We start from the raw sequence: 24,760 nt of genomic DNA on the forward strand, positions 1-24,760 counted from the left end.
GTTCGGGGCCAGCTCGACCGGGTCCTCCCCGCGCCGGAACAGCCGCGCGGTGTGCCCGTGCAGGCTCAGGGACGCGTCCCGCAGCAGCCAGGCGCCCTCGCGCAGGCCGAGCACCGGGACGTCGTTCTCCTCGTGGAACTCCGCGATCCGGGCCTCCCGGGTCTCCCCCATGTGCCGTGAGGCGGGATCCGGGTCGAGGTAGTGCGGGTTGATCTGGAAGGGCAGCAGGCTGAGTGTCCCGAACCCGGCCGGCTCGACGATCGGCATGTCGTTCGTGGTGCACAGCGTCGGGCAGGCCATGTTGGTGCCCGCGCTGGCGCCGCCGTAGCGGGCGCCGCGCGCGACGGCCTCCCGGACCGCGGCGATCAACCCCGTCCGCTGCAGGTCTCTCAGCAGCCGGAACGAGTTCCCGCCCCCGACGAACACCGCCTCCGCATCCCGGATCGCCGCCGCGGGATCGTGCGCCGGCACCCGCCGTGCGCGGACCCCCACCTCCGCGAAGGCGTCGACGGCCCTGGCCGAGTAGGCGTCGTGGTCCGCCGCCGCGTAGGGCACGAACAGGACCTCGCGGCCGTCGAAGAACCGCGCGAGCGCCTCGCGTGCGTGCGCGAACATCGCGGAGCCGTGGTTCGTGGAGTTGGAGAGCAGGAGGAGCACCCGTCCATCTTCGCGTGACCGACAATCGGCTCCGTGAACGACGTCTACACCCACGGCCACCACGACAGCGTCCTGCGCTCGCACCGGAACCGGACCGCCGAGAACTCCGCGGCGTACCTGCTCCCGCTGCTGCGACCCGGCCTCGATCTCCTCGACGTCGGCTGCGGGCCCGGCACGATCACCCACGACCTGGCGGCACGCGTCGCTCCCGGCCGGGTCCGCGGGATCGACGTGGTCGAGGCGCCTCTCGCCGAGGCCCGCGCGGCCGGGACGGGACCGGAGTTCGCGATCGGCGACGTCTACGCCCTCGACGACCCGGACGACGGCTACGACGTCGTGCACGCCCACCAGGTCCTGCAGCACCTGTCCGACCCGGTGGCGGCGTTGCGGGAGATGCGGCGCGTGACCAGGCCCGGCGGGGTCGTCGCGGTGCGGGACGCGGACTACGCCGGCTTCACCTGGTACCCGCACGACGAGCGGCTCGACGCCTGGCTCGCCCTCTACCGCGCCGTCGCCCGCGGGAACGTCGCCGAGCCCGACGCCGGACGACGACTGCTCGGCTGGGCGCACGAGGCCGGGTTCACCGGGGTCACGCCGTCGGCGTCGGTCTGGTGCTACGCGACGCCGGAGACGCGCGCCTGGTGGGGCGGCTCCTGGGCGGAGCGGATCGTCTCCTCGTCGGTCGCGGACCAGGCGCTCGACCGCGGCCTCGCGACCCGCGACGACCTGGAGGCGATGTCCGCGGCGTGGCGGCGCTGGGCGGCGAGCCCGGACGGCTGGTTCACCGTCCCGCACGGCGAGCTCCTCGCGCAGGCCTGACCGCCCTGTGCGTGCGCAGCCTCGCTAGAACGAGGCTGCGCACGCACAGGGCGGCCTGAGCAGCGCTTTCGCGCGGGGTGGCCTGATCAGCGGCTTTCGCGCAGGGCGGTGCGGGCGGCGGCGCGGAGGAGGGCGCCCTCGGCCGGGCCCGCGAACCAGGTGAAGCCCAGGCCCCGGAAGCGATGCACGTGCGCGGGCGAGGCGCAGTAGATCCCCACCGGGATCCCGGCGGCCGTGCACTGCGCGGTGATCGAGGCGAGCAGCTCGTCATAGCTCGGGTCCTCGTCCTGCCCGGCGAGCGCCCGGCCCGTTCCCAGCGCGAGGTCGGACGGGCCGACGAACACGGCGTCCACGCCGTCGACCTGCAGGATCCCGGGCAGCGCGGCGAGCCCGGCGGCCGTCTCGATCATCACTGCGCACAGCCCGGGCGCCAGGACGTCCGCGTCGCCCCAGGCCACCCGGGTCGGGCCGTAGCTGCGGGCGCCCCGCGGCGGGTAGTGGCAGGCCGCCACCGCGGCGGCCGCCTCCTCGACGGACTCGACGAGCGGCACGACCACCCCGCCGGCGCCCCGGTCCAGGGCCCGGCCGATCACGCCGAGCGCGTTGTGGGAGACCCGGACCAGCGACGGCGTGCCGGTCGCCGCGAGCGCCTGCAGCATCGGGAGCAGCGCGTCGTCGCCGATCAGGCCGTGCTGGGTGTCGACGCACACGAAGTCGTAGCCGATGGAGCCCATGAGCTCCGCGGTGGCCGGCCCGGGGAGCTGGAGCCAGCCCCCGACCGCGTCGTCGGCGAGGCGTAACTGATCCATGTGCCGCACTCTGCCGGACCGGGACGATCAGCGCACCACTGAACGGTCGATCGCTCAGGCGTGCCCGAGGGTGCATCCTGGGAGAGTCAGCGAGGACCGAGCACAAGGGAGTGCCGATGACCCGCCCCAGTTCCCCGGACGTCGTCGTGGTCGGCGCCGGGCTCGCCGGCCTCTACCAGATGCATCGCCTGCGCGGCCTCGGCCTGAGCTACCGGGTCTTCGAGGCGGGCAGCGGGATCGGCGGCACCTGGTACTGGAACCGGTACCCCGGCGCCCGCTGCGACGTGGAGAGCCTGGAGTACTCGTACTCGTTCTCCGAAGAACTCGAGCAGGAGTGGGAGTGGACGGAGCGCTATCCCGCGCAGCCGGAGATCCTGCGCTACATCGAGCACGTCGCGGACCGCTTCGACCTGCGCCGGGACGTCGAGCTGGACACCCGGGTGACCAGCGCGGTCTGGGACGGCGAGCGCTGGCAGGTGATCACCGACCGCGGCGAGACGGTCTCGGCCCGGTTCTGCATCTTCGCGACCGGCTGCCTGTCCCGGCCCAAGGACCTCGAGATCGCCGGGCTGGACTCCTTCGAGGGCCCCGTCTACTCGACGGCCCGCTGGCCGCACGAGGGCGTGGACTTCACCGGCCGCCGCGTCGCCGTGATCGGCACCGGGTCGTCCGGGGTCCAGTCGATCCCGGTGATCGCCGCGCAGGCCGCGGCGCTCACCGTGTTCCAGCGCACCGCGAACTACGTGCTGCCGGCCCGCAACGCCCCGCTCGCCTCCGAGGTTCAGCAGGCCCGAAAGGCGGACTACCGCACGTACCGCACCCGGGCGCGGCACTCGATGGCCGGGCTGCTCGGCGCCGTTCCCCAGGCGCGTGCGCTGGAGGCGACGCCGGAGGAGCGCGAGACCGCCTTCGAGGGCGCGTGGCAGAAGGGCAGCCTCACGTCGTTCCGCGGCACCTACGCGGACATCCCGCTCGACCTGGCGGCGAACGGCCTCGCCGCCGAGTTCATCCGGAGCAAGATCCGGTCGCTGGTGCGGGACCCGGAGACCGCCGAGGCCCTGGCCCCGAGCGACCATCCGTTCGGGACCAAGCGGCCCTGCCTCGACACCGGCTATTTCGAGACCTACAACGCCGACCACGTCCGACTCGTGGACCTGCGGAAGACCCCGATCACCGACGTCACCGAGCAGGGCGTCCGGACGACGGACGAGCTGGTCGAGGTCGACGACATCGTGCTCGCCACGGGCTTCGACGCGATGACGGGCGCGCTGCTGACGATCGACATCCGCGGCCGGGACGGCCTCGGCCTGGGCGACGCCTGGGCGGACGGCCCGCGCACCTACCTCGGACTCGCCGTCGCGGGGTTCCCGAACCTCTTCACGATCACCGGCCCCGGCAGTCCCTCCGTGCTGAGCAACATGATCGTCTCGATCGAGCAGCACATCGACTGGATCACCGACTGCCTCGCCCGGCTCGAGGCCGACGGCCTCGCGACGATCGAGCCGACCGCCGAGGCGCAGGAACGATGGGTCGCCCACGTCGCCGAGGCCGCGGACATGACGCTGATGAAGCACGCGAACTCCTGGTACCTGGGCGCGAACGTGCCGGGCAAGCCGCGGGTCGTGATGCCCTACGTCGGCGGTGTCGGGCCGTATCGGGAGATCTGCGACAAGGTCGCCGCGGAGGGCTACCCGGGCTTCGCGCTGGAGACCGAGACCGCGTAGGGGCCGCCGGTGTAGGGCGCGCGGGACCAGGTCGACCACCGGTCCTCGGGCGCGAGGCCGGCGGCGGCGCACCAGGCGTCGTACTCGTCGAGGGCCGGCCAGCCGTCCTGGAGCTGGAAGCCGGCGACCAGCCGGCCGCCGGGCGTCAGGTGGCGGGCGCAGGCGGCGACCAGCTCCGACCTGACCGAGGCGGCCGCGTACGGGATCACGTTCCCGGCGAGGACGACGACCTCGAACCGCTCCTCGAGCGCCAGGGACTCGAGCCCGGTCTGCTCCCACCGCAGGCCGGGCGCCTTGGCGCGGGCGGCGGCGATCATGTCCGCGTCGGGGTCCACCCCGACGACGTGCACCCCGCGCCGGGCCAGCTCGATCCCGACCCGGCCGGTACCGCATCCGCCGTCGAGCACCGACGACGGCCCGTACGTCATGACGAGGGCGACCTCGCCGTGCGGGTCCTCACCGGACTCGGCCATCCGGCGCCAGCGCTCGTCGTAGGAGTCGAGATCGACCTTCCCGCGCCAGCGGGACCAGTCGGACGGGAGCTCGGCAGGCATGCGCCCACGGTCTCACGCGTGCGCGGCCGCCCCCAGCAGGCGCTTGCGCAGCCATGTGCCGAGCCGCAGGCCGCGGTGGTACGGATGGACGAGCAGGACGAGCTCGGCATCGCCCGGTGCCGACCCCTCCAGAACGGCACCGAGCGCCACGAGCTCCCCGTGCTCGTCGCGCACGAGGATGCTCGGCCCGTGCGGCGTCACCAGCAGGGCGTACAGCTCGGCGTCCGTCCAGCTCGCGGTGTAGCTCTCGGCGCCCTCCGAGCGCGCGGCGGCGTCGAGGCAGGCGCACAGCAGCCCCTCGACGTCGTCGATCTCGTCCCCCAGGGCCGGTGCCGCGGTGAGCTCGTCCCCGGACAGCAGCAGAATGTCCCAGCGCGGGCGGTGCGGCTCGGTGGTGACGGCCCGCAGGAACGACTGGGCGCGCGCCTCCTCCGTGACCGTGAACGGCGCCCAGTCCCGCACCGCGACGAGCCAGCCGCCGCGCGGGGCCGGCACGGCGAGCACGTGCGGGTCCGCGGTGGGTTCCTCCGGCTGCAGCCGGACGTCGTCCGCGTGGACGAGGGCACCGAGCCCGCGGGTGATCGCGGTGTCGTCACCGGAGGCCTCGCCCGCGATGGCCTGGATCGCCAGGTCCAGCGCCCGGGTCGGGGCGTCCACGAGGTCGTGCGGGTCCGCGGGCGTGACCAGCACCGCGCCGGGGTCCGAGGTGCCGAGGCCCTCCCGGATCGTCGCCGCCAGCTCCCCGGCCGCCGCCGACGACCCGACGAACATCTCGTCGACAACCGAGCGGGAGTCCTGCCCGTGCACGGCCAGACCGAGGATGTTGCCGTCCGCCTCGGCGACCGCGCCGGTGAGCCGGGCCAGCGCGCCGGCCTCGTCCGGCAGCCGGACGCGGACCTTGTGCAGCGTCTGCTCCCCCGGGCCGCCCGGGCCGCCCCCGAACTCCGCGGCGTCCGCGGGGATCGCCGCCGGCTCCGGGACGACCCGCAGGTGCGGCGCCCGCGGACCGACGTGCGTGAACACCCGGCTGCCGGTGATCAGCGACTGGCCGGGACCGACGGCGGGCTGACCGAGCTCCCGCAGTGCCGCCCAGACGGTGACCTGGTTCGCGGTGAGCACCGGCTTGCCGAGCAGCCTCTCGAGCGGCGCGATCACGTCGTAGGTCGCGAGGTTGGTGCAGCTGATGAAGACAGCCTCGGCGTCCGGCCGGTCCGCCGCCCGGACGGCGCGGACGACCTCGTCGTAGCTGACCCGCCAGATCTGCCCGAGCAGGCCCAGCCCGACGCTGGCCGCGGTGCTCACCCCGTGCGAGGCGAGAAAGGACTCGAGGCGTTCGGTCAGGTCGTCCACGTAGGGGGTGACGACCGAGATGCGCCGCGCGCCGAGCTCGTCCAGTGCCGTGACCAGCGCCCCGGCGGTCGTGAGCGCGACCGGTGCCCCGGCGTCGATCATGACGCCGGTCAACGCGATCTCGCCGGCCGCGCCGTCGACGAAGCTGCCGGACGTGCACGCATAGGCGACGACCTGCGGTTCCGGCTCCAGCACGTCCCGGGTCGCGCGGCGGACGGGCTCCGGGTCGCTGATCGCACGCGCCATCTCCGCGGTCACCGGCGACGGGACGAACGGCGTGCGGGTGACGTGCAGCGCCGCGGACTCGGGGACCCAGCGCCACAGCTCACGGTCCAGCGCGAAGTCGAAGGGGACGATGACGCCGACCCCCGCGGTCGGTGAGGGGCCCCGGGCCGCGAGCTCCCCGCCGTCGACACTCCCTGCCGCACTCCCGACGCCGTCCTGCATGGAATTACGGTGGAACGACCATGTGTCCGGTCAGGATCCGGCATGTTGCCGGGACGTAAGGGACCGGGCGCCGCGCGGAGATTCCGGGCACGTCCGTCGGTCAGGCGGCGAGCGGCCGTGCGCCGATCACCGCTCGCAGCGACGCCAGGGCCCGGTGCTGCATCGCCCGGACCGCGCCCGGCGTGCTCCCGACCGCCCGCGCCGTCTCCTCCGCCGACAGCCCGACCACGACCCGCAGCAGCAGCACCTCGCGAGCCGTCGGGGTCAGCCGGGCCAGCGCCGGGCCGAGCCCGCAGAGCTCGTCTGCGAGCAGGGCCCGATGCTCGGGACCGGCCGCGGTCTCCGCGCGGTCCGGGACCAGGTCCGCCTCGGCCGGGCGGCGCGCGGCGGCCCGGTAGGCGTCGCTGACCACGTTCGCGGCGACGCGGTGCACGAACGCCAGAAATGGCCGCCCGACGTCCCGGTGGCGCGGCAGGGCGGTGAGCAGCGCGAGGCAGACCTGCTGGGCGACGTCCACGGCGGTCGCCCCGGGCAGCGGGACATGCATGCGGGCCCGGCAGTAGCGCACGGCGAAGGGCCGCACCGACCGGAGCACGTCGGTGACGGCGCCGCTCCCCCGCCACGGCGCGGCGAAGGGTGTCGGGGTCCGGTCCGTCAGGCGTCGCGTCCACCCCGGAAGGCTCCCGGGCGCGGATGGCCGCTCCGTGTGCGGAATCTCTGGACCCGCTGTGAGGAATCCCCGGACCCTCCCGGGCGTTGCCCGGTTCGTGAAGGTCGAGATCTGGTCCGACGTCGTCTGCCCCTGGTGCGCGATCGGACGGCAACGGTTCCGTGCGGCGCTGGCCGAGTTCCCCCACCGTGACGACGTCGAGGTGCGCTGGCGCAGCTTCGAGCTGGACCCGACGGCGCCGCGCGAGCAGCCGGCCGGCGACCGCAACCAGCGGCTCGCGGACAAGTACGGCTTCGGCGTCGAGCGCGCCCGGGAGATGCACGCCCGGATGACCGAGACGGCCGCGGCCGACGGGCTGGACTTCCGCTTCGACACCGTCCGCGACGGCAACACGTTCGACGCCCACCGGCTGCTGCACCTGGCCTTCGAGTCGGGCGGCCCGGCGCTGCAGGACACGGTGAAGGAGCGGCTGTTCCGCGCCACGTTCACCGAGGGCGAGCGGATCGGGGACCCCGAGACGCTGGTCCGGCTGGTCGCCGAGACCGGGGTTGACGCCGACGAGGCCCGCGCGGTGCTCGCCGGGGACCGCTTCGCGGCCGACGTCCGGGAGGACCAGGCGCAGGCCCGCCGCTACGGCATCTCCGGCGTCCCGTTCTTCGTGGTCGACGAGAAGTACGGCGTCTCGGGCGCCCAGCCCGCCGATGCCCTGCGCGAGGTGCTGGACAAGGCGTGGGCCGAGTCCCACCCGTTGCAGGTGCTCACCCCGGCCGGCGGGGCCGACGGGGAGGCCTGCGCCGACGGGAGCTGCTCGATCTAGCGGTTCTTGCGGCGCTTGCCCGTCGCGGTCGCCACGGCCACGGCGATCGCGACCAGGGCGAGCTGCCCGCCCCACACGATCCGGTTGACGTCGACGGCGGGATGCCAGGCCACCTTGCCGTCCCGGCCGATCGCGAACGCGCCCGCGGCCCGTGCGGTCACGCCCCCGCGGCCCCTGCCGGAGCGGATCCGGAGCACCGGGACGAGGGTCGCGCTCTCCCGCTCGACGGGTTCACCGAACACCTGCTCCCGGCCGAGCCGGTCCGCCAGCACGGCCAGGGTCTCCTCGGGCTGCGTACTCATGCCTCCACTGTGGCCCCGGGGCTCCCCCGCCGCCACTCCGCCCCCGGCTACTGCTCGGGTGGGCCGAGCCACGAGGCGGCGTCGCCGCCGCCGTAGACCGCGACCAGGCCGGCGGCCATCCACACCAGCGCGGGCAGGAAGTCCCCGCCGAGCTCGTCGGCGGGCTTGGCGAGGGCCGCCTGCCGCTCGTCGTCCGTCCCGAGGATGCCCACGACCCGGTCGACCGCGTCCGCCGGACCTTCCCCCAGGGTCTGCCGCACCCACTGCGGGACGCGCTCCCGCGCCGTCGTGGGGATGGGGCGCGGGCCGCGGTTGGACAACCAGCCGAGCAGCACCGCGAACGCCATCGCCTGCGCCGGCGGCGCCTGCCCGGACACGGCCACGTCCCCGTCCGACGCCTCGAAGATCCTGATCTCCTCCCGGGCCGGCGCGGGCGACGCCGCCGCAAGGGTGTCCCCGACCGTCCGGAACAGGCGGCCCGCCACGATCCCGTACATGCAGTCGGACTCGTCGAGGTCCGCGGCCTCGATCTCCTCGAGGTGCCGCTCGACGGCGGCCGCCCACTCGTCTGAGCCCTCCGCGGCCGAGCCGAGCTCACGATCCGCGCGGACCTGCGCGAGCGTCAGCCGCATCTCCTCGAGGCCGGCGGTGCCGTCGTCGTAGGTGTCGGGCCCCGGATGGGTCTCGATGCCGCGGGCGGCCGGTCCGGGTGCCCGGTCCGCCAGCTTCCGCTTGCGGGCGGCGACCTTCGCCGCACGCTTCTGACCCGACGGCCGACGCTTGGTGCCCACCCCCGGAGTCTGCCCGACGGCGGCCTCAGCGGATCTGCCGGGACACCTCCGGCAGCCCGTCCGCCCTCGCCCGGCCGCTGCGCGCGAGGCCGATCACGATCACCGCGGACAGGGTCATGAACCCCGCGACCACCCACATCCCCGGCCGGAAGCTGCCGGTGACGTCGGACAGCCAGCCCGTCAGGTAGGGGCCGACGAAGCCGCTCAGGTTGCCGAACGAGTTGATCATCGCGATCCCCGCGGCGGCCCCGGCGCCGGCCAGGAACGCGTTCGGGATCTGCCAGATCACCGGGATCGCGGCGAACACCCCGCACGCGCACACCGTGACGGCGGCGATCACGAGGTACGGCGAGTCCAGGTAGAGCGCCACGGCGACGCCGACCGCCCCGATCAGGGCGGGGACGGCCACGTGGAAGGTCCGCTCACCGGTGCGGTCCGAGTGCCGCGCGACGAGCACCATCACCACGGCCGCGACCGCGTACGGGATCGCCGTCACCAGGCCGATCTGCGTGGTCGACAGGGCGCCCTTCAGGTCGGCGACCACCTGGGGCAGGAAGAAGGCCAGCACGTAGAGGCCGAAGACGATTCCGAAGTAGACGACGGAAAGCGCGATCACCCGACCGTCCCTGAGCGCGCCGCGCACGCCGAGCCCGTGCGGGACCACCTCGTCGTCCTCCGCCTCGATCGCCTTCTCCAGCGCCTCCCGCTCCTGCCCGGAGAGCCACCTGGCGTCCCGCGGCCGGCTGGGCAGCACGAACAGCACCACGATGCCGAGGATCAGCGCGGGCAGCCCCTCGACGAAGAACATGAACCGCCAGCCGGACGCGAAGCCCAGGACCCCGGCCCCGTGATCGATCAGCAGGCCGGAGAGCGGGCCGCCGAACACGGAGGACAGTGGCACGGCCAGGAACGTCAACGCGACGACGCGAGCACGCTGCACGCGCGGGAACCAGTACGTCAGGTACAGCAGGATGCCCGGGAAGAACCCGGCCTCCGCGAACCCGAGCAGGAATCGCACGATGTAGAAGCTGATCTCGCCCTGGATGAAGGCCGTCGTGGACGCGATGATCCCCCAGCTGATCATGATCCGGGCGATCCAGACGCGGGCGCCGACCCGGTGCATGATCACGTTGCTCGGCACCTCGAAGAGGAAGTAGCCGATGAAGAACAGGCCCGCACCCAGGCCGTAGGCGGTGGCGGACATGCCCAGGTCCGGGCGCATCGTCACCGCCGCGAACCCGACGTTGACCCGGTCGAGGTAGCTCAGCAGGTAGCAGAACGCCAGCAGCGGCAGCAGCCGCCGGCGTGCCTTCCGCACCGCTTCGGCGACGACCGCGGTCGCCCCGTCCGCAGGCGGCTGTGCCGACTCACGCTGGACCATTCGCTCCCCCTCGAGCACTCGACGTCGGTCCTGCCTACCTGCGCGGGGCCCCCGGGACAACCGCAGGTCACGATCATCACGGGACCGCCCGTCGGGGACGACCCGGACACCGGCGCCACGCGGCCTGAAGGACGCATCCGGACACCTACCGGAACGGTTTGGCCACGGGCCGTCACCCCGTTCGCGGCGGCTCGTTTCGGGATCGGGGACGGTGGGTACGCGCGCGCACGCACGAGCCGCGGTGCCGTCCCGGGGACGACGGAAGGAACCGACGGTTTCGATGGCACGGCACTCCTGGCGCGACGCGGATCAGCACACCGGACGATCCGTGGGGAGGCGGCGCCGGGTCGCCGCGGCGGGCGTCCTCACCGCCGCGATCGCCGGCACGGTGCTCACGGGGACCGCCTTCGCCGACGACGACGGGCCGACCATGACCGAGGGCACGCCGTGCACGTCCGACGCCCGTGCCTGCGTGGACCTGGCGACGAACCAGGCCTGGCTGATCCACGACGGCCAGATCACCCGCGGTCCCGTGGGGATCAGCCACGGCGGTCAGGGCAAGGAGACGCCGACCGGGGACTTCTCGGTCCAGTGGAAGGACGAGAACCACAAGAGCAAGGAGTTCGACGACGCGCCGATGCCGTACTCCGTGTTCTTCGCCGAGGGCGGGATCGCGTTCCACCAGGGCAACCCGAAGAACCCGTCCGCGGGCTGCGTCCACCTAGCCCACGACGACGCGGCTGCTTGGTACTCCGACCTGCAGGTGGGCGACGCCGTAGAGATCCACTGACTGACGCGGGTTCATCCCGCGTTGTGGAGCCACAACGCGATTCTGGGCGCCCTGTCGTCGCGTTGTGGAGCCACAACGCGGGGTTCGACGGCGAAAGGCCCCGCCCCGGGATCCGGGACGGGGCCTTCGCGTGGAACTCCTTAGTGCTCGCGGGCCGGGGCGAAGCCCCGGTCACGGCGCACGTTGGCCTTGCGGCCCTTCAGCGTCGTCGCGCCGCGCAGCGAGCGCAGCACGTCGTCCGCGGCGTGCTCCGGAACCTCGACCAGCGCGTGCCGCTCGTGGATCGTGATGGCGCCGATGTCCCGGCCGGAGAGCCGGGACTCGTTCGCCAGCGCGCCGACGATGTCCTGCGGGCGGACGCCGGCGGCGCGGCCCGCGGAGACGAACAGCCGCGTGGTACCGGCCTTCGGCGGGCGGGTGCCCTGGCCGCGGACACCGTCACCGCCACGGGGACCACGCGGGTCCCGGCTGCTGCGGCCACCCTCGCGAGGCGCGGAGACGACGGGGATGTCGATCTCGTCCTCGGGTGCGGCGCTGCCGGCCCGGGCGAGCCGGACGGCCGCGGCGGCGACCGCCGTGGCGTCGAACTCGCTCCCGAGCGACTGCACCATCGCGAGCACGCCGTCCGCGTCGTCGTCGTCCGAACGCAGGTCCGCGACGAGCTGCTCGCGCAGCTCGGTGCGGGTGCGCTCGAGGCGAGCGGCGTTGAGGTCCTTCACCGTCGGCACCGGGGAGACCGGGACCGACTTGCCGATCAGGCGCTCGATGTTGCGCAGGTGGCGGACCGACGCCGGCGGAACCAGCGTGACGGCGACACCCTCGCGCCCCGCGCGGCCGACCCGGCCGATGCGGTGCACGTAGGCCTCGGGCGACTTCGGCACGTCGTGGTTGACGACGTGGCTGAGCTGCTCGATGTCCAGGCCGCGGGCCGCGACGTCCGTCGCGACCAGCAGGTCCGTACGGCCGTTGCGCAGCCGTTCGACGACCCGTGTCCGGTGCTCCTGGTCCATGCCGCCGTGCAGGGCCTCGGCGCGCAGCCCGCGACCGGTGAGGGTCTCGGTGACGGCGTCGACGTCCGCGCGGGTCCGGCAGAACACGATGGCCGCGGTGGGCCGCTCGAGCTCCAGGATCCGGCCGAGTGCGGCGGTGGTGTGCGAGCGCGGGACCATGTAGGCGGTCTGCCGCACGCGCGGCGCCTCGCCCTCCGGCACCACCTCGCGAGCGATCCGCACCATGACCGGGTTGGTCAGGTGCTCACGGGCCAGCATCTCGATGCGCCGCGGCATGGTGGCCGAGAACAGCACCGCCTGCCGGGTGTCCGGCGTGGCCTGCAGGATCGTCTCGATGTCCTCGACGAAGCCCATGTCCAGCATCTCGTCGGCCTCGTCGAGGACGACGACCTCGATGCCGTCGAGCGTCAGGGCACCGCGGTTGATCAGGTCGATCGCGCGCCCCGGGGTAGCGACGACCACGTCGACGCCACGCTTGAGCGAGCCCAGCTGCGGGCCGATCGGAGCGCCGCCGTAGACGGCGAGCACGCGGGCGCCGATGCCGGCGCCGTAGCTGCGCACGGCCTCGCTGACCTGCATGGCCAGCTCACGGGTCGGCGCCAGGATCAGGCCGAAGGGGATGCGCTCCCCCGTGCCGGGGCGGTCGTGCAGGCGCTGCAGCATGGGCAGCGCGAAGGCCGCCGTCTTGCCGGTGCCCGTGGCGGCCTGACCGATCAGGTCACGCCCGTCCAGCAGCGAGGGGATGGCCTCGGCCTGGATGGGGCTGGGCCGCTCGTAGCCCAGCTCGTCGAGCACGCGCAGCAGCTTCGGCTCGAGGTTGAGGTCCCCGAAGGTGGGACCGGAGGCTTCGACAGCCTCGTCGTTCGTGTCGGCCTCGTCGGCCGCGTCGTCGGTCATCTCGGCATCGAGGTCGACGTCGTCGATCACGGTGTCGTCGATTTCTGGCAGGTCAAGCAGAGTGCTCACTCAAGTCCTTGTCGCAGCGGGGTGGCCGTTCGCCCTTGTCGGAACGACGCACCCGCGGGGAAGCCCGCGGGCCCTGGCGGCAAGGTGCCGTGAATGGACCATGGGGGCTCTCGGCTGACGTCATCGCTGACAGCCGACCCGCCCATTGTCACATGAAGGGCCACGGGAGATCGCGCCGGGCGGTGGTACCGCTCGTCACGTTGGTTTCAACGCGAGGTGACCCACGGGTGTTCCCGTCGTGTGTCCGCTCACCATTTCGCGCCGTGTTCCGCTCCGTCTTGCAACCTCGGAGACGTGACCGCCACGCTGCTGCCCGCCACTCTGCGGACCCTCGCCAACCTGCGCGACGTCGGAGGGCTGCGCACCGACGACGGCCGTGTCGTCCGGTCCGGGGTCCTGCTCCGGAGCGACGCCCCGCAGATCGGTGACGCGGGGTTCCCGGCGCCGCACCCGTCAACCGTGATCGACCTGCGCTCCGCCAAGGAGATCGACGTGGCCGTGCACCCGCTCGCCGCGGTGGCGGACGTGCACCACGTCGCGCTCGGCGAGTCCCTGCACCCGGAGCGGGTCGCCGCAACGCCGGCCGCCGAGCGGGACCTCGCGTGGGCCTACCGGCTCATCGTCCTGGAGGCGACGGCCGAGCTGGCCCGGATCGTGCGGATCGTCGCCTCGGCGCGTGGCCCCGTGCTCGTCCACTGCGCCGCTGGCAAGGACCGCACCGGGATCGTCGTGGCGGTGCTGCTGCGGGCGGCGGGGGTCCGCCGCGACGACGTCATGGCGGACTACCTGCGCACCAACGACAACCTCGAGCGCCTCTGGGCCCGGCTCGAGGCCGCGGGTGCGCACCTGCCCTCGAACAGCGACGCCCTGTCCGGCGTCGACGCCCGGGTGCTGGCGGCGGCCCTCGACGAGTTCGAGCGCCACGAGGGCGGGATCCGCGGCCACCTGCTGGCGCACGGCACCTCGCCGGCCGACCTCGACACGCTCGTCAGCGGCCTGGTGCGCTGACGCGCCTGTGCGCGGAAATCGTCGCCCCAGCGATGATTGCCGCGCACGAGTGCCGCAGCGTCCCCCTGCCGCGCTCGAGTGCCGGAGGCGCCCTACTTGAAGCCGGCCCGCTTCAGCGCGTCCGCCATCGCGTTGCTCAGCGGGGCCGGCTTGTCCTGCCGCTGCCCGCTCCCGCGCCGGTCACCCTGATTCCCGCCGGGCTTGCCGCCGCCGCTCGGCTTACCGCTGCGGGGCCCGCCCCGGCGGTCTGCGCCGCGGTCGTCGCGGCGGCCGGTCTGGCCCTGGCCCTCCGCGCCGTCTCCCCTGGCAGGCCGCTTGCCCTTGCCTGCGCCCGGCTCGTCGTCGAGGCGCAGGGTCAGCGAGATCCGCTTGCGGGCCTCGTCGACCTCCATGACCTTGACCCGGACCACGTCGCCGGACTTCACGACCTCGCGCGGGTCCGAGACGAAGTCCTTCGACATCGCCGAGACGTGCACGAGCCCGTCCTGGTGCACCCCGACATCCACGAACGCGCCGAAGGCGGCGACGTTGGTGACCACGCCCTCCAGCAGCATCCCCGGCCGCAGGTCCGCGATCTTGTGCACGCCCTCGGCGAAGGTGGCGGTGCGGAACGCGGGCCGCGGGTCCCGGCCGGGCTTCTCCAGCTCGGTGAGGATGTCCGTGACGGTGATCAGGCCGATCTGGTCGTCGACGAACCGCTTCGGCTGCAGGGTCTTGAGCTTCGGCGCATTGCCGATCAGCTCGCCGATCCCCTGGACCTTCGCGGCCTCGACCATCTTCCGGACCACCGGGTAGGACTCCGGGTGCACGCCCGAGACGTCCAGCGGCTCGTCGCCGCCCCGGATCCGCAGGAAGCCCGCGCACTGCTCGAACGCCTTCGGGCCGAGCCGGGGCACGTCGGCCAGGGCGGTGCGGGTGCGGAACGGGCCGTTCGCGTCTCGGTGCGCCACGATCCCGGTGGCCAGGGACTCGCTGATCCCGGACACCCGGCGCAGCAGCGGGGCGGACGCGCTGTTCAGGTCCACCCCGACGGCGTTCACACAGTCCTCGACGACCGTGTCGAGCGAGCGCGAGAGCGACGACTCGGGAAGGTCGTGCTGGTACTGCCCGACGCCGATGGACTTGGGGTCGATCTTGACCAGCTCGGCCAGCGGGTCCTGCAGCCGGCGCGCGATGGAGACGGCGCCGCGGATGGAGACGTCCAGGTCCGGGAGCTCGGCCGACGCGTACGCCGACGCCGAGTAGACCGACGCCCCGGCCTCGCTGACCATCACCTTGGTCATCTTCAGCGCGGGGTTCTGCGCGACGAGCTCAGCGGCCAGCGCGTCCGTCTCTCGGGACGCCGTCCCGTTGCCGATCGCGATCAGCTCGACCTGGTGGGCCGCGGCGAGCTTCGACAGCGTCGCGAGGGCACCCTTCCAGTCCTTGCGGGGCTCGTGCGGGTAGACCGTCTCCTTGGCCAGCACCTTGCCGGTGCCGTCGACGACCGCGACCTTGACGCCCGTCCGCAGGCCCGGGTCCAGACCCATGGTCGCGCGGGTGCCCGCCGGCGCGGCGAGCAGCAGGTCCCGCAGGTTGGAGGCGAAGACGCCGATGGCGCCCTCCTCCGCGGCGGTGCGCAGCCGGACCCGGATGTCGATGCCCAGGTGCAGCAGGATGCGGGTGCGCCAGGTCCAGCGGACGACGTCGTTCAGCCACTTGTCCGCCGCGCGGCCCTGGTCCGAGATCCCGACGTGGGCGGCGACCAGGGTCTCGTAGTCCGAACGCCGGCCGGGCTCGACCGGCTGGGAGTCCGGCTCCAGCGAGACGTCGAGGATGTCCTCCTTCTCCCCGCGGAACACCGCGAGGATCCGGTGACTGGGCAGCTTGGTGAAGGGCTCGGAGAAGTCGAAGTAGTCCGAGAACTTGGCGCCCTCGGTCTCCTTGCCCTCACGGACCTTGGAGACGAGCACGCCCTTGGACCACATGCGCTCGCGCAGGCCACCGATGAGGTCGGCCTCCTCGGAGAACCGCTCGACCAGGATCGACCGGGCGCCCTCGAGGGCTGCGGCGGTGTCCGCCACGGTCTCGTTCAGGTAGTCCGCCGCGGTGGTCTGCGGGTCCAGCGTCGGGTCCCCGAACAGCGCGTCCGCGAGCGGCTCCAGGCCGTTCTCGCGGGCCACCATCGCCTTGGTGCGGCGCTTCGGCTTGAACGGCAGGTAGATGTCCTCGAGGCGGGCCTTGGACTCGGCGGCGAGGATCCGCACCTCCAGGGCCTCGTCGAGCTTGCCCTGCTTGCGGATCTCGTCGAGGACGGCGGTGCGGCGCTCCTCCAGCTCGCGGAGGTAGCGGAGACGCTCCTCGAGGGTGCGCAGCTGCGCGTCGTCGAGCTCCTCGGTCGCCTCCTTCCGGTAGCGGGCGATGAAGGGGACGGTGGAACCGCCGTCGAGCAGGTCGACGGCGGCGACGACCTGATTGGTGCGCACCCCGATCTCGTCGGCGATCCGCTGCGGGATGGACCATCCCGCGTAGGACTTCGCCGGGGCCTCGGGGGCGGCGGGCGAGGCCAGGGCGGGGGCGGCGGGCGACTGCGCTGGGGGAACCGAACCTGTCACCCCTCTATGGTGGCGAACCACCCCGGCGAGCCCGAGCCCGGGGCCGGTGGCGCGGCGTCGCGCACCGTCGGCTACCCATGATCACCTCGCGAGTCGGGGCCTGAAACCTGCGAGTCGCGCTCCGGAACCCCGCGAGTCGGGGTTTCAGCCCGGGCGGGTCGGGATCCGAGGCCGGGCGAGTCGCGATCGGCGTCGGCCGGAGTGCTCGTACCTGCAAGCGATCAGCGAAGCGCCTCCGTGATCATGATCTCAGGACCACGACCGACGCCAGGGACCGCGTTCGCTCCCGTGATCGTGATCACGATGTTCGGCGAGACGAGATCCAGGCCGGTCAGACGCCCTGCTCGAGGGATGCCGGGTCGCCCGTACCCGAACTCCCCGCAGTGGAACGGGCTGTCCTGAGCTGGAACGGGCTGTCCTGAGCTCGACCCGGACCCCGAATCGCGCGATACACCTGATCGCGGCTCGCGGGACCCAGGCCCCGACTCGCCGGCCTCAGATCGCGACTGGCCCGGGCTCAGAGCGCGACCCGCCCGGCCTCCGAGCGCGACTCGGCGGGCTCGGAGCGCGACCGGCCGGGGGGTGGAACGGGCTCGGCGGAGGGGGTCAGGCGAAGGTGGCCGTGCCGGTGATGGCCGGGGCGGCTCCCGGGACCCCGGCGGCGAGGTCGACGCCCGTGTCCGTCGGGGTACCGTCGGCGACGATCGGGGCACCCGCGAACGACGGGGACCGCAGGCGGTAGGAGAACCCGGTCACCTGACGGTCCGGCGCGAACCTCCGTGGCAGCTCCAGGAGCAGCAGCGCGAGCAGCGGACCGTGCACGAGCAGGCCCGGGAAGCCCTCGACCTCGCGGGCGTACGGCAGGTCGTAGTGGATGCGGTGCGCGTTGTAGGTCAGCGCGCTGAATCGCAGCAGCATCGTCTCGTCCGGGTGCAGCATCGCCCGCCACGGCGCCGCGTCCGGCAGCTCCGAGGGCGACGGGGCCTGCGGGGTGGCGCGCGGTGCGCCGGGCTCCTGCTGCCGGTAGACCGCGTCCTCCTCCTCGGCGAGGAGCAGCTGCCCGTCCCGCCGGAACTCCTGCCGCAGCGTCACGAACAGCATCTCGCCGCTGCGCCCGGACTTCGGCTCGACGGACGTGATCTCGCTGCGCCGCACGATCTCGTCGCCGACGCGGATCGGCGAGTGCACCGTGAGCCGGCCGCCCGCGAACATCCGGCGGCGGTTCGGGATCGGCGGGAGGAAGCGGCCCTCGCGCACATGCCCGTCCTCGCCCAGCTCGGCCGTCGCCGGCGCCTCCAGGAAGTGGAAGCGGTGCCAGCCGAGCGGCAGCGGCGCGTCCCGCTCGTCGATAGGGGTGGGCTGGTCCAGCACCGCGGCGAACGCACCGGAGGGCCAGGCCCCGACGGTGTCCGTCTCCTCGAGCGGCTCGGGCTTCCAGTCGGCCACGTGGTCGGCGAGTCCGGTCATGTGTCCTCCTCCGTCGAGGTCGTGCGCGGAAGACGTCGCGGGAACAACGTTATTCGCGCACGGGCGTGAGCAGCGCAACACACTCGAAGTGGTGCGTCATCGGGAAGGCGTCGAAGGCGCGCAGCGCGGCGAGCTCGTAGCCCCGCTCAGCGAAGAGGCCGACGTCCCGGGCCAGCGCCGCCGGGTCGCACGCGACGTGCACGACGCGCTTCGGCGAACGCGCGCAGATCTCGTCGACCATCGCCCGGCCCAGGCCCTTCCGCGGCGGGTCCGCGACCACGACGTCCGGGTCCGGCAGCGAGGTGACCAGCGCCTCCGCCCGTCCCGCCCGCCACGTGATCTGCCGCAGGTCCCGCAGCGCGCTCCGCCCGTCCTCGACGGCCCGGCGCGACGACTCGACGACGCTCACGCGCCCGTCCGGCCCGACCTGCTCGGCGAGCACCGCGGCGAAGAGCCCGACCCCGCCGTAGAGGTCCCACGCGGTGCCCCCGGCCGGCGCGGCCGCCCACTCGCGCACGATGTCGACGAGCGTGTCCGCCAGCGCCGGGTGGACCTGCCAGAACGCACCTGGCGAGAGCTCCCACTCCCGGCCCACCGCCCGCTGCACGGAACCGCCGTTGTGCCCGGCCGTCGAGACGACGCCGACGTGCCGCACCCCGTCCGCGTCCAGGGCGACGTCGACCTCGTCCCCCGGCGGGTAGGGGGCGCCGAGGACGCCGTCGAGCAGGCCTTCCGGGGCGAGCAAACTGTCCGAGATCGGGACGACCTCGTGGCTGCGGTGCGCCCGCAGCCCGGGCGTGCCTTCGTCGTCGACCGCGAGCCGCAGCCGCTGCCGCCAGCCGAGCGAGCCGCCGGGCAGTTCCTCGACGACGACGTCCGAGGAGAGGCCCGCGAGCCGCCGGAGCTGTTCGTGCAGCACCGCCGTCTTCAGCCTGCGCTGCGCGCCGGGCTCGACGTGCTGCAGGTCGCAGCCGCCGCAGCCGCCGGCGCGGGCCCACGGGCAGGGCGCGGCGACGCGGTCCGGCGACGGCTCCAGCACGGCGATCGCATCCGCGCGGCAGAACCCGCCACCCTGGTCCTCCGTGACGACGGCGCGCACCCGCTCCCCCGGCAGGGCGTGCCGGACGAACACGACCCGGCCGCGGCCGCCCTCGTCGTCCGGGTCCGTGCGCGCGACGCAGTGCCCGCCGTGCGCGATCGGCCCGATCTCGAGCTCCAGGACGCGGTCGGTCCAGTCCGGGGCGGGGGTCCTCGTCACGGCGGCTTCAGGAGACACGGTCGTCCTTCCGGGGTTTTCCCGTGCGGGCAGCGGCCGGCACGGGCTCGGCGGGCGAGCTCGACTCCCCCGGCAGCTGCTGCATCGACGGGTACCCGCGCCGGGAGGCCCCGGGCGCGTAGTGCGGGCTCAACACGTGGGAGCGCTGCGAGGAGTCGAGCTGCCAGGGCACGCTCGTGACCATCACGCCGGGCTGGAAGAGCAGCCTGCTCTTCAGCCGCAGGGCGCTCTGGTTGTGCAGCAACTGCTCCCACCAGTGGCCGACGACGTACTCCGGGATGTAGACGGTGACGACGTCCCGCGGGTTGTCGCTGCGGATCCGTTTCACGTAGTCCAGCACAGGCCTGGTGATCTCCCGATACGGGGATTCGATCACCTTCAGCGCCACCGGGATCTTCCTCTTCTCCCAGTCCCGGAAGAGCTTCTTGGTGTCCGCGTCGTCGACATTGACCGTGACGGCCTCGAGGACGTCCGGCCGGGCCGCGCGGGCGTAGGCGAGCGCGCGCAACGTGGGCTTGTGCAACGTGGAGACGAGCACGACGCCGTGGTTGCGCGACGGCAGGACGGCGTCCGACTCCCCCGCCTGCAGCTCGGTCGACACCCGGTCGTAGTGCTTCTGGATGGCCACCATGAGCAGGAAGAACCCGGCCATCGCGGCGATCGCGATCCAGGCGCCGAGGGCGAACTTCGTGATCAGCACCGTGATCAGCACGACCCCGGTCATGATCGCGCCGAACCCGTTGATGGTCTGCGAGCGGCGCATCCGCCGGCGTGCGGCCGGATCGGTCTCGTCGGCGAGCAGGCGTTTCCAGTGCCGCACCATGCCTGTCTGGCTCAGCGTGAACGACACGAACACCCCGACCGTGTACAGCGGGATGAGCCGCGTGACCTCCGCCTGGAAGCCGATCACCAGCACGATGGCCAGCGCCGCGAGGATCAGGATGCCGTTGGAGAACGCGAGCCGGTCCCCGCGGGTGTGCAGCTGCCGGGGCAGGAACCGGTCCTGCGACAGGATCGAACCGAGGACCGGAAAGCCGTTGAACGCCGTGTTGGCCGCCAGCGCCAGGATCAGCGCCGTCATGATCACGACGAAGAAGAACCCGGGGCGGAAACCGCTGAACACCGCGTCCGCGAGCTGGGCGACCATCGTCTGCTGGACGTAGCCCGGGGGCGCGTCGGGGAACTGCCGCGCCGGGTCCTCGGCGATCTTGACCCCGGTGAGCTGGGCCAGCGCGATCAGTCCCATGAACATGGCGACCGAGATCGTGCCGAGCAGCAGCAGGGTCGACGCCGCGTTCTTGGACTTGGGCTTGCGGAACGCCGGGACGCCGTTGCTGATCGCCTCGACGCCGGTCAGCGCCGCGGCGCCCTGGGTGAACGCCCGCAGGACGAGCAGCACCAGCGCCATGCCGGTGAACGCGTCCCCCTCCGCCACGAGGTGCAGGTCCGTGCTGGCGGTGTGCACGTCCTGGCCGAGCAGCAGGATCCGGGTGAGCCCCCAGATGATCATCGTCGCGATCCCGAGCATGAACGCGTAGACAGGGATCGCGAAGGCTGTCCCGGACTCCCGGATGCCGCGTAGGTTCACGGTGGTCAGCAGGGCGATCGCGACCACCGCGAACCCCACCTTGTGCTCGGCCACGAACGGCACGAGCGCGCCGATGTTGGCCGCGGCCGCCGAGATCGACACCGCGACGGTGAGCGTGTAGTCGACGAGCAGGGCGCTCGCGACCGTGAGCCCGGCACGTCGGCCCAGGTTGACCGTCGCGACCTCGTAGTCCCCGCCGCCCGACGGGTAGGCGTGCACGTTCTGCCGGTAGCTCGTGACCACGGTGAGCAGCACGACCACGACCGCGAGGCCGATCCACGGGGCCAGCGAGTAAGCAGCCACGCCCGCGACGGACAGGGTCAGGAAGATCTCCTCGGGCGCGTACGCCACGGAGGACATCGCGTCGGAGGCGAAAACGGGCAGCGCGATGCGCTTGGACAGCAGGGTGCTCTGCAGTCGGTCGCTCCGCTGCGGGCGGCCGACCAGGATGCGCTTCACGGCGACGCCGAGCTTGGACACGGGCGGAAGCCTATGCTCTCGGCGGTCGTCGGACGCGATAGCGTGCGCCGACCGCACGGATCACCCCGTTCGACCGGGCTGACCCGGGCGGGAGAAGGCAAGCGAGCCCGGGAGGGGCCCTCACGAGATGTACGTCGTGATCATGGGATGCGGGCGCGTCGGCGCCTCGCTGTCCGCGGGTCTGGAGCGGCTCGGCCACGAGGTGGCCGTGATCGACAAGGACCCGCAGGCGTTCCGCAGGCTCGGCCCGGACTTCCACGGCCGCCAGGTCGTCGGGTTCGGGTTCCACCGCGAGGTCCTCGTCGAGGCCGGCATCGAGAAGGCGGACGCGTTCGCCGCCGTCTCCAGCGGGGACAACTCGAACATCCTCTCCGCGCGGGTGGCGCGGGAGACCTTCGGCGTCGAGCGGGTCGTCGCCCGCATCTACGACGCCAAGCGCGCCGCCGTCTACGAGCGGCTCGGCATCCCGACCGTCGCCACGGTGCCGTGGACCACGGACCGGTTCATGCGGATGGTGCTCCCGGACGGCGTCGCGACGGCGTGGCGGGAGCCCGCCGGTACGGTCGCGGTCCTGCCGCTGCCGCTGCACGAGGACTGGGTCGGCCGCCCGATCCGGGAGCTGGAGGAGGCGACGGGCTGCCGGGTCGCCTTCATCGTCCGGTTCGGCACCGGCGTGCTCCCCCGCGGGGACACCGCCGTGCAGGCCGAGGACACGGTCTACGTGGCCGCGGTCTCCGGCACGGTCAGCGACGTCACCACGGCTGCGGCGGCCCCGCCGCAGGAAGGTTGAGCGGGATGAGAGTGGCGATCGCCGGGGCCGGCGCGGTCGGCCGTTCCATCGCCCGGGAGCTGGTCGAGAGCCAGCACCAGGTGATGCTGATCGAGCGGGAGCTGACCCAGATCGACCCGTCGTCCGTGGAGGAGGCGGAGTGGGTCCACGCGGACGCCTGCGAGCTCGCCTCGCTGGAGGAGGCCGGTGTCGAGAGCTGTGACGTCGTCATCGCCGCCACCGGGGACGACAAGGTGAACCTGGTCGTCTCGCTCCTGGCGAAGACCGAGTTCGGCGTGCGGCGGGTGGTCGCCCGGGTCAACGACCCGCGCAACGAGTGGCTGTTCGGCGAGAACTGGGGCGTCGACGTCTCGGTCTCGACGCCCAGAATGCTGGCCGCGCTGGTGGAGGAGGCCGTGGCCGTCGGGGACCTGGTGCGCCTGATGACGTTCCGCCAGGGTCAGGCGAACCTGGTCGAGGTGACCCTGCCGTCGGAGACCCGGCTGGCCGGGCGCCCGGTGAGGGACCTCAAGCTGCCGCCGGACTCCGCGCTGGTGACGATCCTGCGGGGCGGACGGGTGATCGTCCCGCAGGCCGACGACACGCTGGAACCGGGCGACGAGCTGCTGTTCGTGGCCACCGCGGCCGTCGAGGAGGAGATCCGCTCGGCCGTGGTCGACGGGCCCTGACCCGTCAGGACGGGTCGGCCGCCCCGGTTCCGGTCGACCCGCCGGCGGACGGGGCGTCGCGGCGGGCCCGGCGGACCGCCCAGACCGTGCCGAGCAGGGCGACGCCGATCAGCGGGTAGCCCATGGCGAGCCGCGCGATGCCCAGCCAGGTGTCCTGGTTCGCGTTGTACAGCCAGCCCTGCACCACGAGACGGGCCGCGAAGACGAGCGTCCAGAGACCGCTGGCCCACATGTAGGCGCGCAGCATCCGGGGGTCCTTGCGCCAGCCCTGGCCGTGCCCGTTGATACCGTGCCAGACGACCCCGGCCAGCGGCCGGCGCACGATGATCGAGACCAGGAAGGCCAGCGCGAGCGCGGCGCTGTAGAGGAGTCCGGGCAGGTAGAAGCCCCGCGCCTGCCCGGTGCGGTACGCGATGAAGGCGCAGACGCCGACACCGACCAGGCCGGAGACGGCGGGCTGCAGCGGCTGCTTGCGGGCGATCCGCCAGCCGGCCACGAGTACGCCGGCCACGATCGCGGCGATCAGTGCGGGTTTGAGCTCGGACAGGATGTTCGCGACGACGAAGACGGCGACCGGGATCGTCGACGCGACGATGCCGGAGATGCCGCCCATCTGGTCCATGAGGGTGGGCGCGCTCCGCGGCTCTTCGCCGTCGGGCTCGGGGGTGGACGCGGGCCGCCCGTGGCGGGCCCCGCCCGTGACCGGGGAGCCGATCGGCGCCGTCGGTGGGTCCTCGGCGAGCGGAGCGGTGACGCGCGGGATCCGCATCGTCCGCTCCGTGTCCGCCTCGGTGTCGCCGGCGGCACTCCCGGCCCCACGACCCGTCACCGACCGATCGGTCCCCGGGCCCTCGGTCCCTCGGGAATCCGTCACCGGACCATCCGTCGCTGGACCATCCGTCACTGGGCCTGACAGATCTCGTAGTACGGGTTGTAGAGCACCTTGTGCCCGTCCCGGACCGAGATCCGGCCGCGAACCCGCATCGTCCGACCCGGCTCGATGCCCGGGATCCGGCGTCGACCCATCCAGACCAGCGTCACTCCCTCGGTCCCGTCGTAGAGCTCGGCCTGCAGCGTCGCATCCGCGCTCTGCGGGCAGAACTCGACGCTGCGGATCCGCCCGAACACGGTGACCTCCTGGCCACAGGCGCACTCACTCGCGCGCTGGGCACCGGAGCGCTCCGCGTCCTCGGACAGGTCGTCCGCGTCCAGGACGTCGACGTCGCTGGTGAGCTTTCGAAGCATACGGCGGAAGGGCCCACCGTCCGTGCTGGCCATAACTCTCCTCGGCTGCTCGGGCGCGGGCCGTCTCCATTGATCCGGCCGCTTGCCCGTACCAGCGTAACGCTCGGGAAACCCGGAATGTGTCCCGGCAACCAGATGAACCCGCATGAAAAGCTCGGGCCGTGCGCGGTGTCGACGAGCGGGTCCTGGCCCACGATGACAGGTCGTTCCGCGGTCCGCTGAGTGCGGCGATCCTGCCCGGTTCCGGATCGGACGGGTGCTTCGTCCGCCGGGCGTTCGAGGACGTGCTGCGATCGGTGGGCGTGATGCTCGTCGCCCCCGAGCCGGACCGCTCCGCAGCGGTCGTCCGGCGGTACCGGGCCGCGCTCGACCAGGCACTCTCCGTCGCCACCGCGACTCCCGGGGCCCGGTTGCTGGTGGGTGGGATCTCCCTCGGCGCGCAGGTCGCCGCGAGCTGGGTGGCGGAGCGGCTCGACGCGGACCCGGACCTGCCCATCGCCGGGCTTCTGGTGGCGCTTCCCGCCTGGTCCGGTACCCCGGAGGACGCGCCGGCCGCG

General features: G+C 73.2%; 21 protein-coding genes and 2 pseudogenes. 8 read left to right on the forward strand and 15 right to left on the reverse strand.

Annotated elements, in window-relative coordinates:
• On the reverse strand, window positions 1-657 hold a 657-nt coding region (gene pepE, locus JWP64_RS28985), incomplete at its 3' end, for a dipeptidase PepE (RefSeq protein ID WP_297503279.1).
• Window positions 658-690: 33 nt separating this feature from the next.
• Here pepE and JWP64_RS28990 point away from each other — a divergent pair.
• Window positions 691-1,476 (forward strand): methyltransferase domain-containing protein, encoded by a 786-nt coding sequence (locus tag JWP64_RS28990; protein WP_297503281.1) that lies wholly within the window; start codon window positions 691-693, stop codon window positions 1,474-1,476.
• Between the two features lie 86 nt (window positions 1,477-1,562).
• On the opposite strand, the gene JWP64_RS28995 is transcribed toward JWP64_RS28990, so the two are convergent.
• Window positions 1,563-2,285, reverse strand: coding sequence for an aldolase/citrate lyase family protein (locus JWP64_RS28995; RefSeq protein WP_297503283.1), 723 nt, complete (start codon window positions 2,283-2,285; stop codon window positions 1,563-1,565).
• 116 nt (window positions 2,286-2,401) lie between these two features.
• Between JWP64_RS28995 and JWP64_RS29000 the strand changes: the two genes are divergently transcribed.
• The gene (locus JWP64_RS29000) at window positions 2,402-4,009 is read left to right on the forward strand and encodes an NAD(P)/FAD-dependent oxidoreductase (protein ID WP_297503285.1); all 1,608 of its coding nucleotides are present in this window, start codon (window positions 2,402-2,404) and stop codon (window positions 4,007-4,009) included.
• Here JWP64_RS29000 and JWP64_RS29005 read toward each other — a convergent pair.
• The 3 genes and pseudogenes from JWP64_RS29005 to JWP64_RS29015 all read right to left on the reverse strand — a co-directional run bounded on the left by JWP64_RS29005 (window position 3,973) and on the right by JWP64_RS29015 (window position 6,955).
• Window positions 3,973-4,563: a class I SAM-dependent methyltransferase gene (locus tag JWP64_RS29005; RefSeq protein WP_297503287.1), complete on the reverse strand. Its 591-nt coding sequence runs from the start codon at window positions 4,561-4,563 to the stop codon at window positions 3,973-3,975. The two genes, JWP64_RS29000 and JWP64_RS29005, sit on opposite strands and share 37 nt — an antisense overlap.
• A 1,035-nt stretch (window positions 4,564-5,598) precedes the next feature.
• Window positions 5,599-6,360, reverse strand: a pseudogene (locus JWP64_RS29010) (Asp/Glu/hydantoin racemase); the annotation flags it as partial.
• A 100-nt stretch (window positions 6,361-6,460) separates the two neighbouring features.
• Window positions 6,461-6,955 (reverse strand): sigma-70 family RNA polymerase sigma factor, encoded by a 495-nt coding sequence (locus JWP64_RS29015; protein WP_297503289.1) that lies wholly within the window; start codon window positions 6,953-6,955, stop codon window positions 6,461-6,463.
• Between the two features lie 133 nt (window positions 6,956-7,088).
• On the opposite strand from JWP64_RS29015, the gene JWP64_RS29020 reads away from it, so the two are divergent.
• Window positions 7,089-7,847, forward strand: a complete 759-nt coding sequence (locus JWP64_RS29020; RefSeq protein ID WP_297503291.1) for a DsbA family oxidoreductase — start codon at window positions 7,089-7,091, stop codon at window positions 7,845-7,847.
• Here the strand turns inward: JWP64_RS29020 and JWP64_RS29025 are convergent.
• Genes JWP64_RS29025 through JWP64_RS29035 form a run of 3 tightly spaced genes read right to left on the reverse strand, consistent with a single transcriptional unit; the run spans window position 7,844 to window position 10,321 of the window.
• Complete coding sequence (locus JWP64_RS29025; protein ID WP_297503292.1) at window positions 7,844-8,149, reverse strand: hypothetical protein; 306 nt, start codon at window positions 8,147-8,149, stop codon at window positions 7,844-7,846. The genes JWP64_RS29020 and JWP64_RS29025 overlap by 4 nt on opposite strands.
• Window positions 8,150-8,196: 47 nt before the next feature.
• On the reverse strand, window positions 8,197-8,940 hold the full coding sequence (locus JWP64_RS29030; RefSeq protein WP_297503294.1) for a hypothetical protein: 744 nt from the start codon (window positions 8,938-8,940) through the stop codon (window positions 8,197-8,199).
• Window positions 8,941-8,965: 25 nt separating this feature from the next.
• Complete coding sequence (locus JWP64_RS29035; RefSeq protein WP_297503296.1) at window positions 8,966-10,321, reverse strand: MFS transporter; 1,356 nt, start codon at window positions 10,319-10,321, stop codon at window positions 8,966-8,968.
• 280 nt (window positions 10,322-10,601) lie between these two features.
• Here JWP64_RS29035 and JWP64_RS29040 point away from each other — a divergent pair, with 280 nt between their 5' ends.
• Window positions 10,602-11,111, forward strand: coding sequence for a L,D-transpeptidase (locus tag JWP64_RS29040; protein WP_297503298.1), 510 nt, complete (start codon window positions 10,602-10,604; stop codon window positions 11,109-11,111).
• A gap of 140 nt (window positions 11,112-11,251) precedes the next feature.
• Here the strand turns inward: JWP64_RS29040 and JWP64_RS29045 are convergent, their stop codons facing one another.
• On the reverse strand, window positions 11,252-13,087 hold the full coding sequence (locus tag JWP64_RS29045; protein WP_366890777.1) for a DEAD/DEAH box helicase: 1,836 nt from the start codon (window positions 13,085-13,087) through the stop codon (window positions 11,252-11,254).
• Between the two features lie 294 nt (window positions 13,088-13,381).
• On the opposite strand from JWP64_RS29045, the gene JWP64_RS29050 reads away from it, so the two are divergent.
• Window positions 13,382-14,095 (forward strand): tyrosine-protein phosphatase, encoded by a 714-nt coding sequence (locus JWP64_RS29050; protein WP_297503300.1) that lies wholly within the window; start codon window positions 13,382-13,384, stop codon window positions 14,093-14,095.
• A 92-nt stretch (window positions 14,096-14,187) separates the two neighbouring features.
• Here JWP64_RS29050 and JWP64_RS29055 read toward each other — a convergent pair whose 3' ends face one another.
• The 4 genes from JWP64_RS29055 to JWP64_RS29070 form a co-directional block, all read right to left on the reverse strand.
• Window positions 14,188-16,590, reverse strand: a complete 2,403-nt coding sequence (locus JWP64_RS29055) for a Tex family protein (RefSeq protein WP_297503317.1) — start codon at window positions 16,588-16,590, stop codon at window positions 14,188-14,190.
• Window positions 16,591-17,295: 705 nt separating this feature from the next.
• Complete coding sequence (locus tag JWP64_RS29060) at window positions 17,296-18,156, reverse strand: MaoC family dehydratase N-terminal domain-containing protein (protein WP_297503302.1); 861 nt, start codon at window positions 18,154-18,156, stop codon at window positions 17,296-17,298.
• Window positions 18,157-18,205: 49 nt separating this feature from the next.
• Complete coding sequence (locus JWP64_RS29065) at window positions 18,206-19,414, reverse strand: TRAM domain-containing protein (RefSeq protein ID WP_297503304.1); 1,209 nt, start codon at window positions 19,412-19,414, stop codon at window positions 18,206-18,208.
• 7 nt (window positions 19,415-19,421) lie between these two features.
• The gene (locus JWP64_RS29070; protein WP_297503306.1) at window positions 19,422-21,500 is read right to left on the reverse strand and encodes an APC family permease; all 2,079 of its coding nucleotides are present in this window, start codon (window positions 21,498-21,500) and stop codon (window positions 19,422-19,424) included.
• Window positions 21,501-21,627: 127 nt separating this feature from the next.
• On the opposite strand from JWP64_RS29070, the gene JWP64_RS29075 reads away from it, so the two are divergent.
• Window positions 21,628-22,290: a TrkA family potassium uptake protein gene (locus JWP64_RS29075; protein ID WP_297503307.1), complete on the forward strand. Its 663-nt coding sequence runs from the start codon at window positions 21,628-21,630 to the stop codon at window positions 22,288-22,290.
• Window positions 22,291-22,295: 5 nt separating this feature from the next.
• Window positions 22,296-22,958: a TrkA family potassium uptake protein gene (locus JWP64_RS29080; RefSeq protein WP_297503309.1), complete on the forward strand. Its 663-nt coding sequence runs from the start codon at window positions 22,296-22,298 to the stop codon at window positions 22,956-22,958.
• Window positions 22,959-22,962: 4 nt separating this feature from the next.
• Here JWP64_RS29080 and JWP64_RS29085 read toward each other — a convergent pair whose 3' ends face one another.
• Both JWP64_RS29085 and JWP64_RS29090 read right to left on the reverse strand, forming a co-directional pair.
• Window positions 22,963-23,727 (reverse strand): DUF3159 domain-containing protein, encoded by a 765-nt coding sequence (locus JWP64_RS29085; RefSeq protein WP_297503311.1) that lies wholly within the window; start codon window positions 23,725-23,727, stop codon window positions 22,963-22,965.
• 131 nt (window positions 23,728-23,858) lie between these two features.
• Complete coding sequence (locus tag JWP64_RS29090) at window positions 23,859-24,236, reverse strand: OB-fold nucleic acid binding domain-containing protein (RefSeq protein ID WP_297503313.1); 378 nt, start codon at window positions 24,234-24,236, stop codon at window positions 23,859-23,861.
• A 128-nt stretch (window positions 24,237-24,364) separates the two neighbouring features.
• On the opposite strand from JWP64_RS29090, the pseudogene JWP64_RS29095 reads away from it, so the two are divergent.
• Window positions 24,365-24,760, forward strand: a pseudogene (locus tag JWP64_RS29095) (hypothetical protein); the annotation flags it as partial.

Source organism: Pseudonocardia sp. (genome assembly GCF_025465255.1).
Taxonomy (GTDB): Bacteria; Actinomycetota; Actinomycetes; order Mycobacteriales; family Pseudonocardiaceae; genus Pseudonocardia.

Bases quoted from the DNA above. Each gene is read 5' to 3' on its own strand.
- JWP64_RS28995 (WP_297503283.1), bottom strand. From the start codon at position 2,285: ATGGATCAGTTACGCCTCGCCGACGACGCGGTCGGGGGCTGGCTCCAG.
- JWP64_RS29000 (WP_297503285.1), top strand. From the start codon at position 2,402: ATGACCCGCCCCAGTTCCCCGGACGTCGTCGTGGTCGGCGCCGGGCTC.
- JWP64_RS29005 (WP_297503287.1), bottom strand. From the start codon at position 4,563: ATGCCTGCCGAGCTCCCGTCCGACTGGTCCCGCTGGCGCGGGAAGGTC.
- JWP64_RS29025 (WP_297503292.1), bottom strand. From the start codon at position 8,149: ATGAGTACGCAGCCCGAGGAGACCCTGGCCGTGCTGGCGGACCGGCTC.
- JWP64_RS29035 (WP_297503296.1), bottom strand. From the start codon at position 10,321: ATGGTCCAGCGTGAGTCGGCACAGCCGCCTGCGGACGGGGCGACCGCG.
- JWP64_RS29040 (WP_297503298.1), top strand. From the start codon at position 10,602: ATGGCACGGCACTCCTGGCGCGACGCGGATCAGCACACCGGACGATCC.
- JWP64_RS29060 (WP_297503302.1), bottom strand. From the start codon at position 18,156: ATGACCGGACTCGCCGACCACGTGGCCGACTGGAAGCCCGAGCCGCTC.
- JWP64_RS29075 (WP_297503307.1), top strand. From the start codon at position 21,628: ATGTACGTCGTGATCATGGGATGCGGGCGCGTCGGCGCCTCGCTGTCC.
- JWP64_RS29080 (WP_297503309.1), top strand. From the start codon at position 22,296: ATGAGAGTGGCGATCGCCGGGGCCGGCGCGGTCGGCCGTTCCATCGCC.
- JWP64_RS29085 (WP_297503311.1), bottom strand. From the start codon at position 23,727: ATGCGGATCCCGCGCGTCACCGCTCCGCTCGCCGAGGACCCACCGACG.
- JWP64_RS29090 (WP_297503313.1), bottom strand. From the start codon at position 24,236: ATGGCCAGCACGGACGGTGGGCCCTTCCGCCGTATGCTTCGAAAGCTC.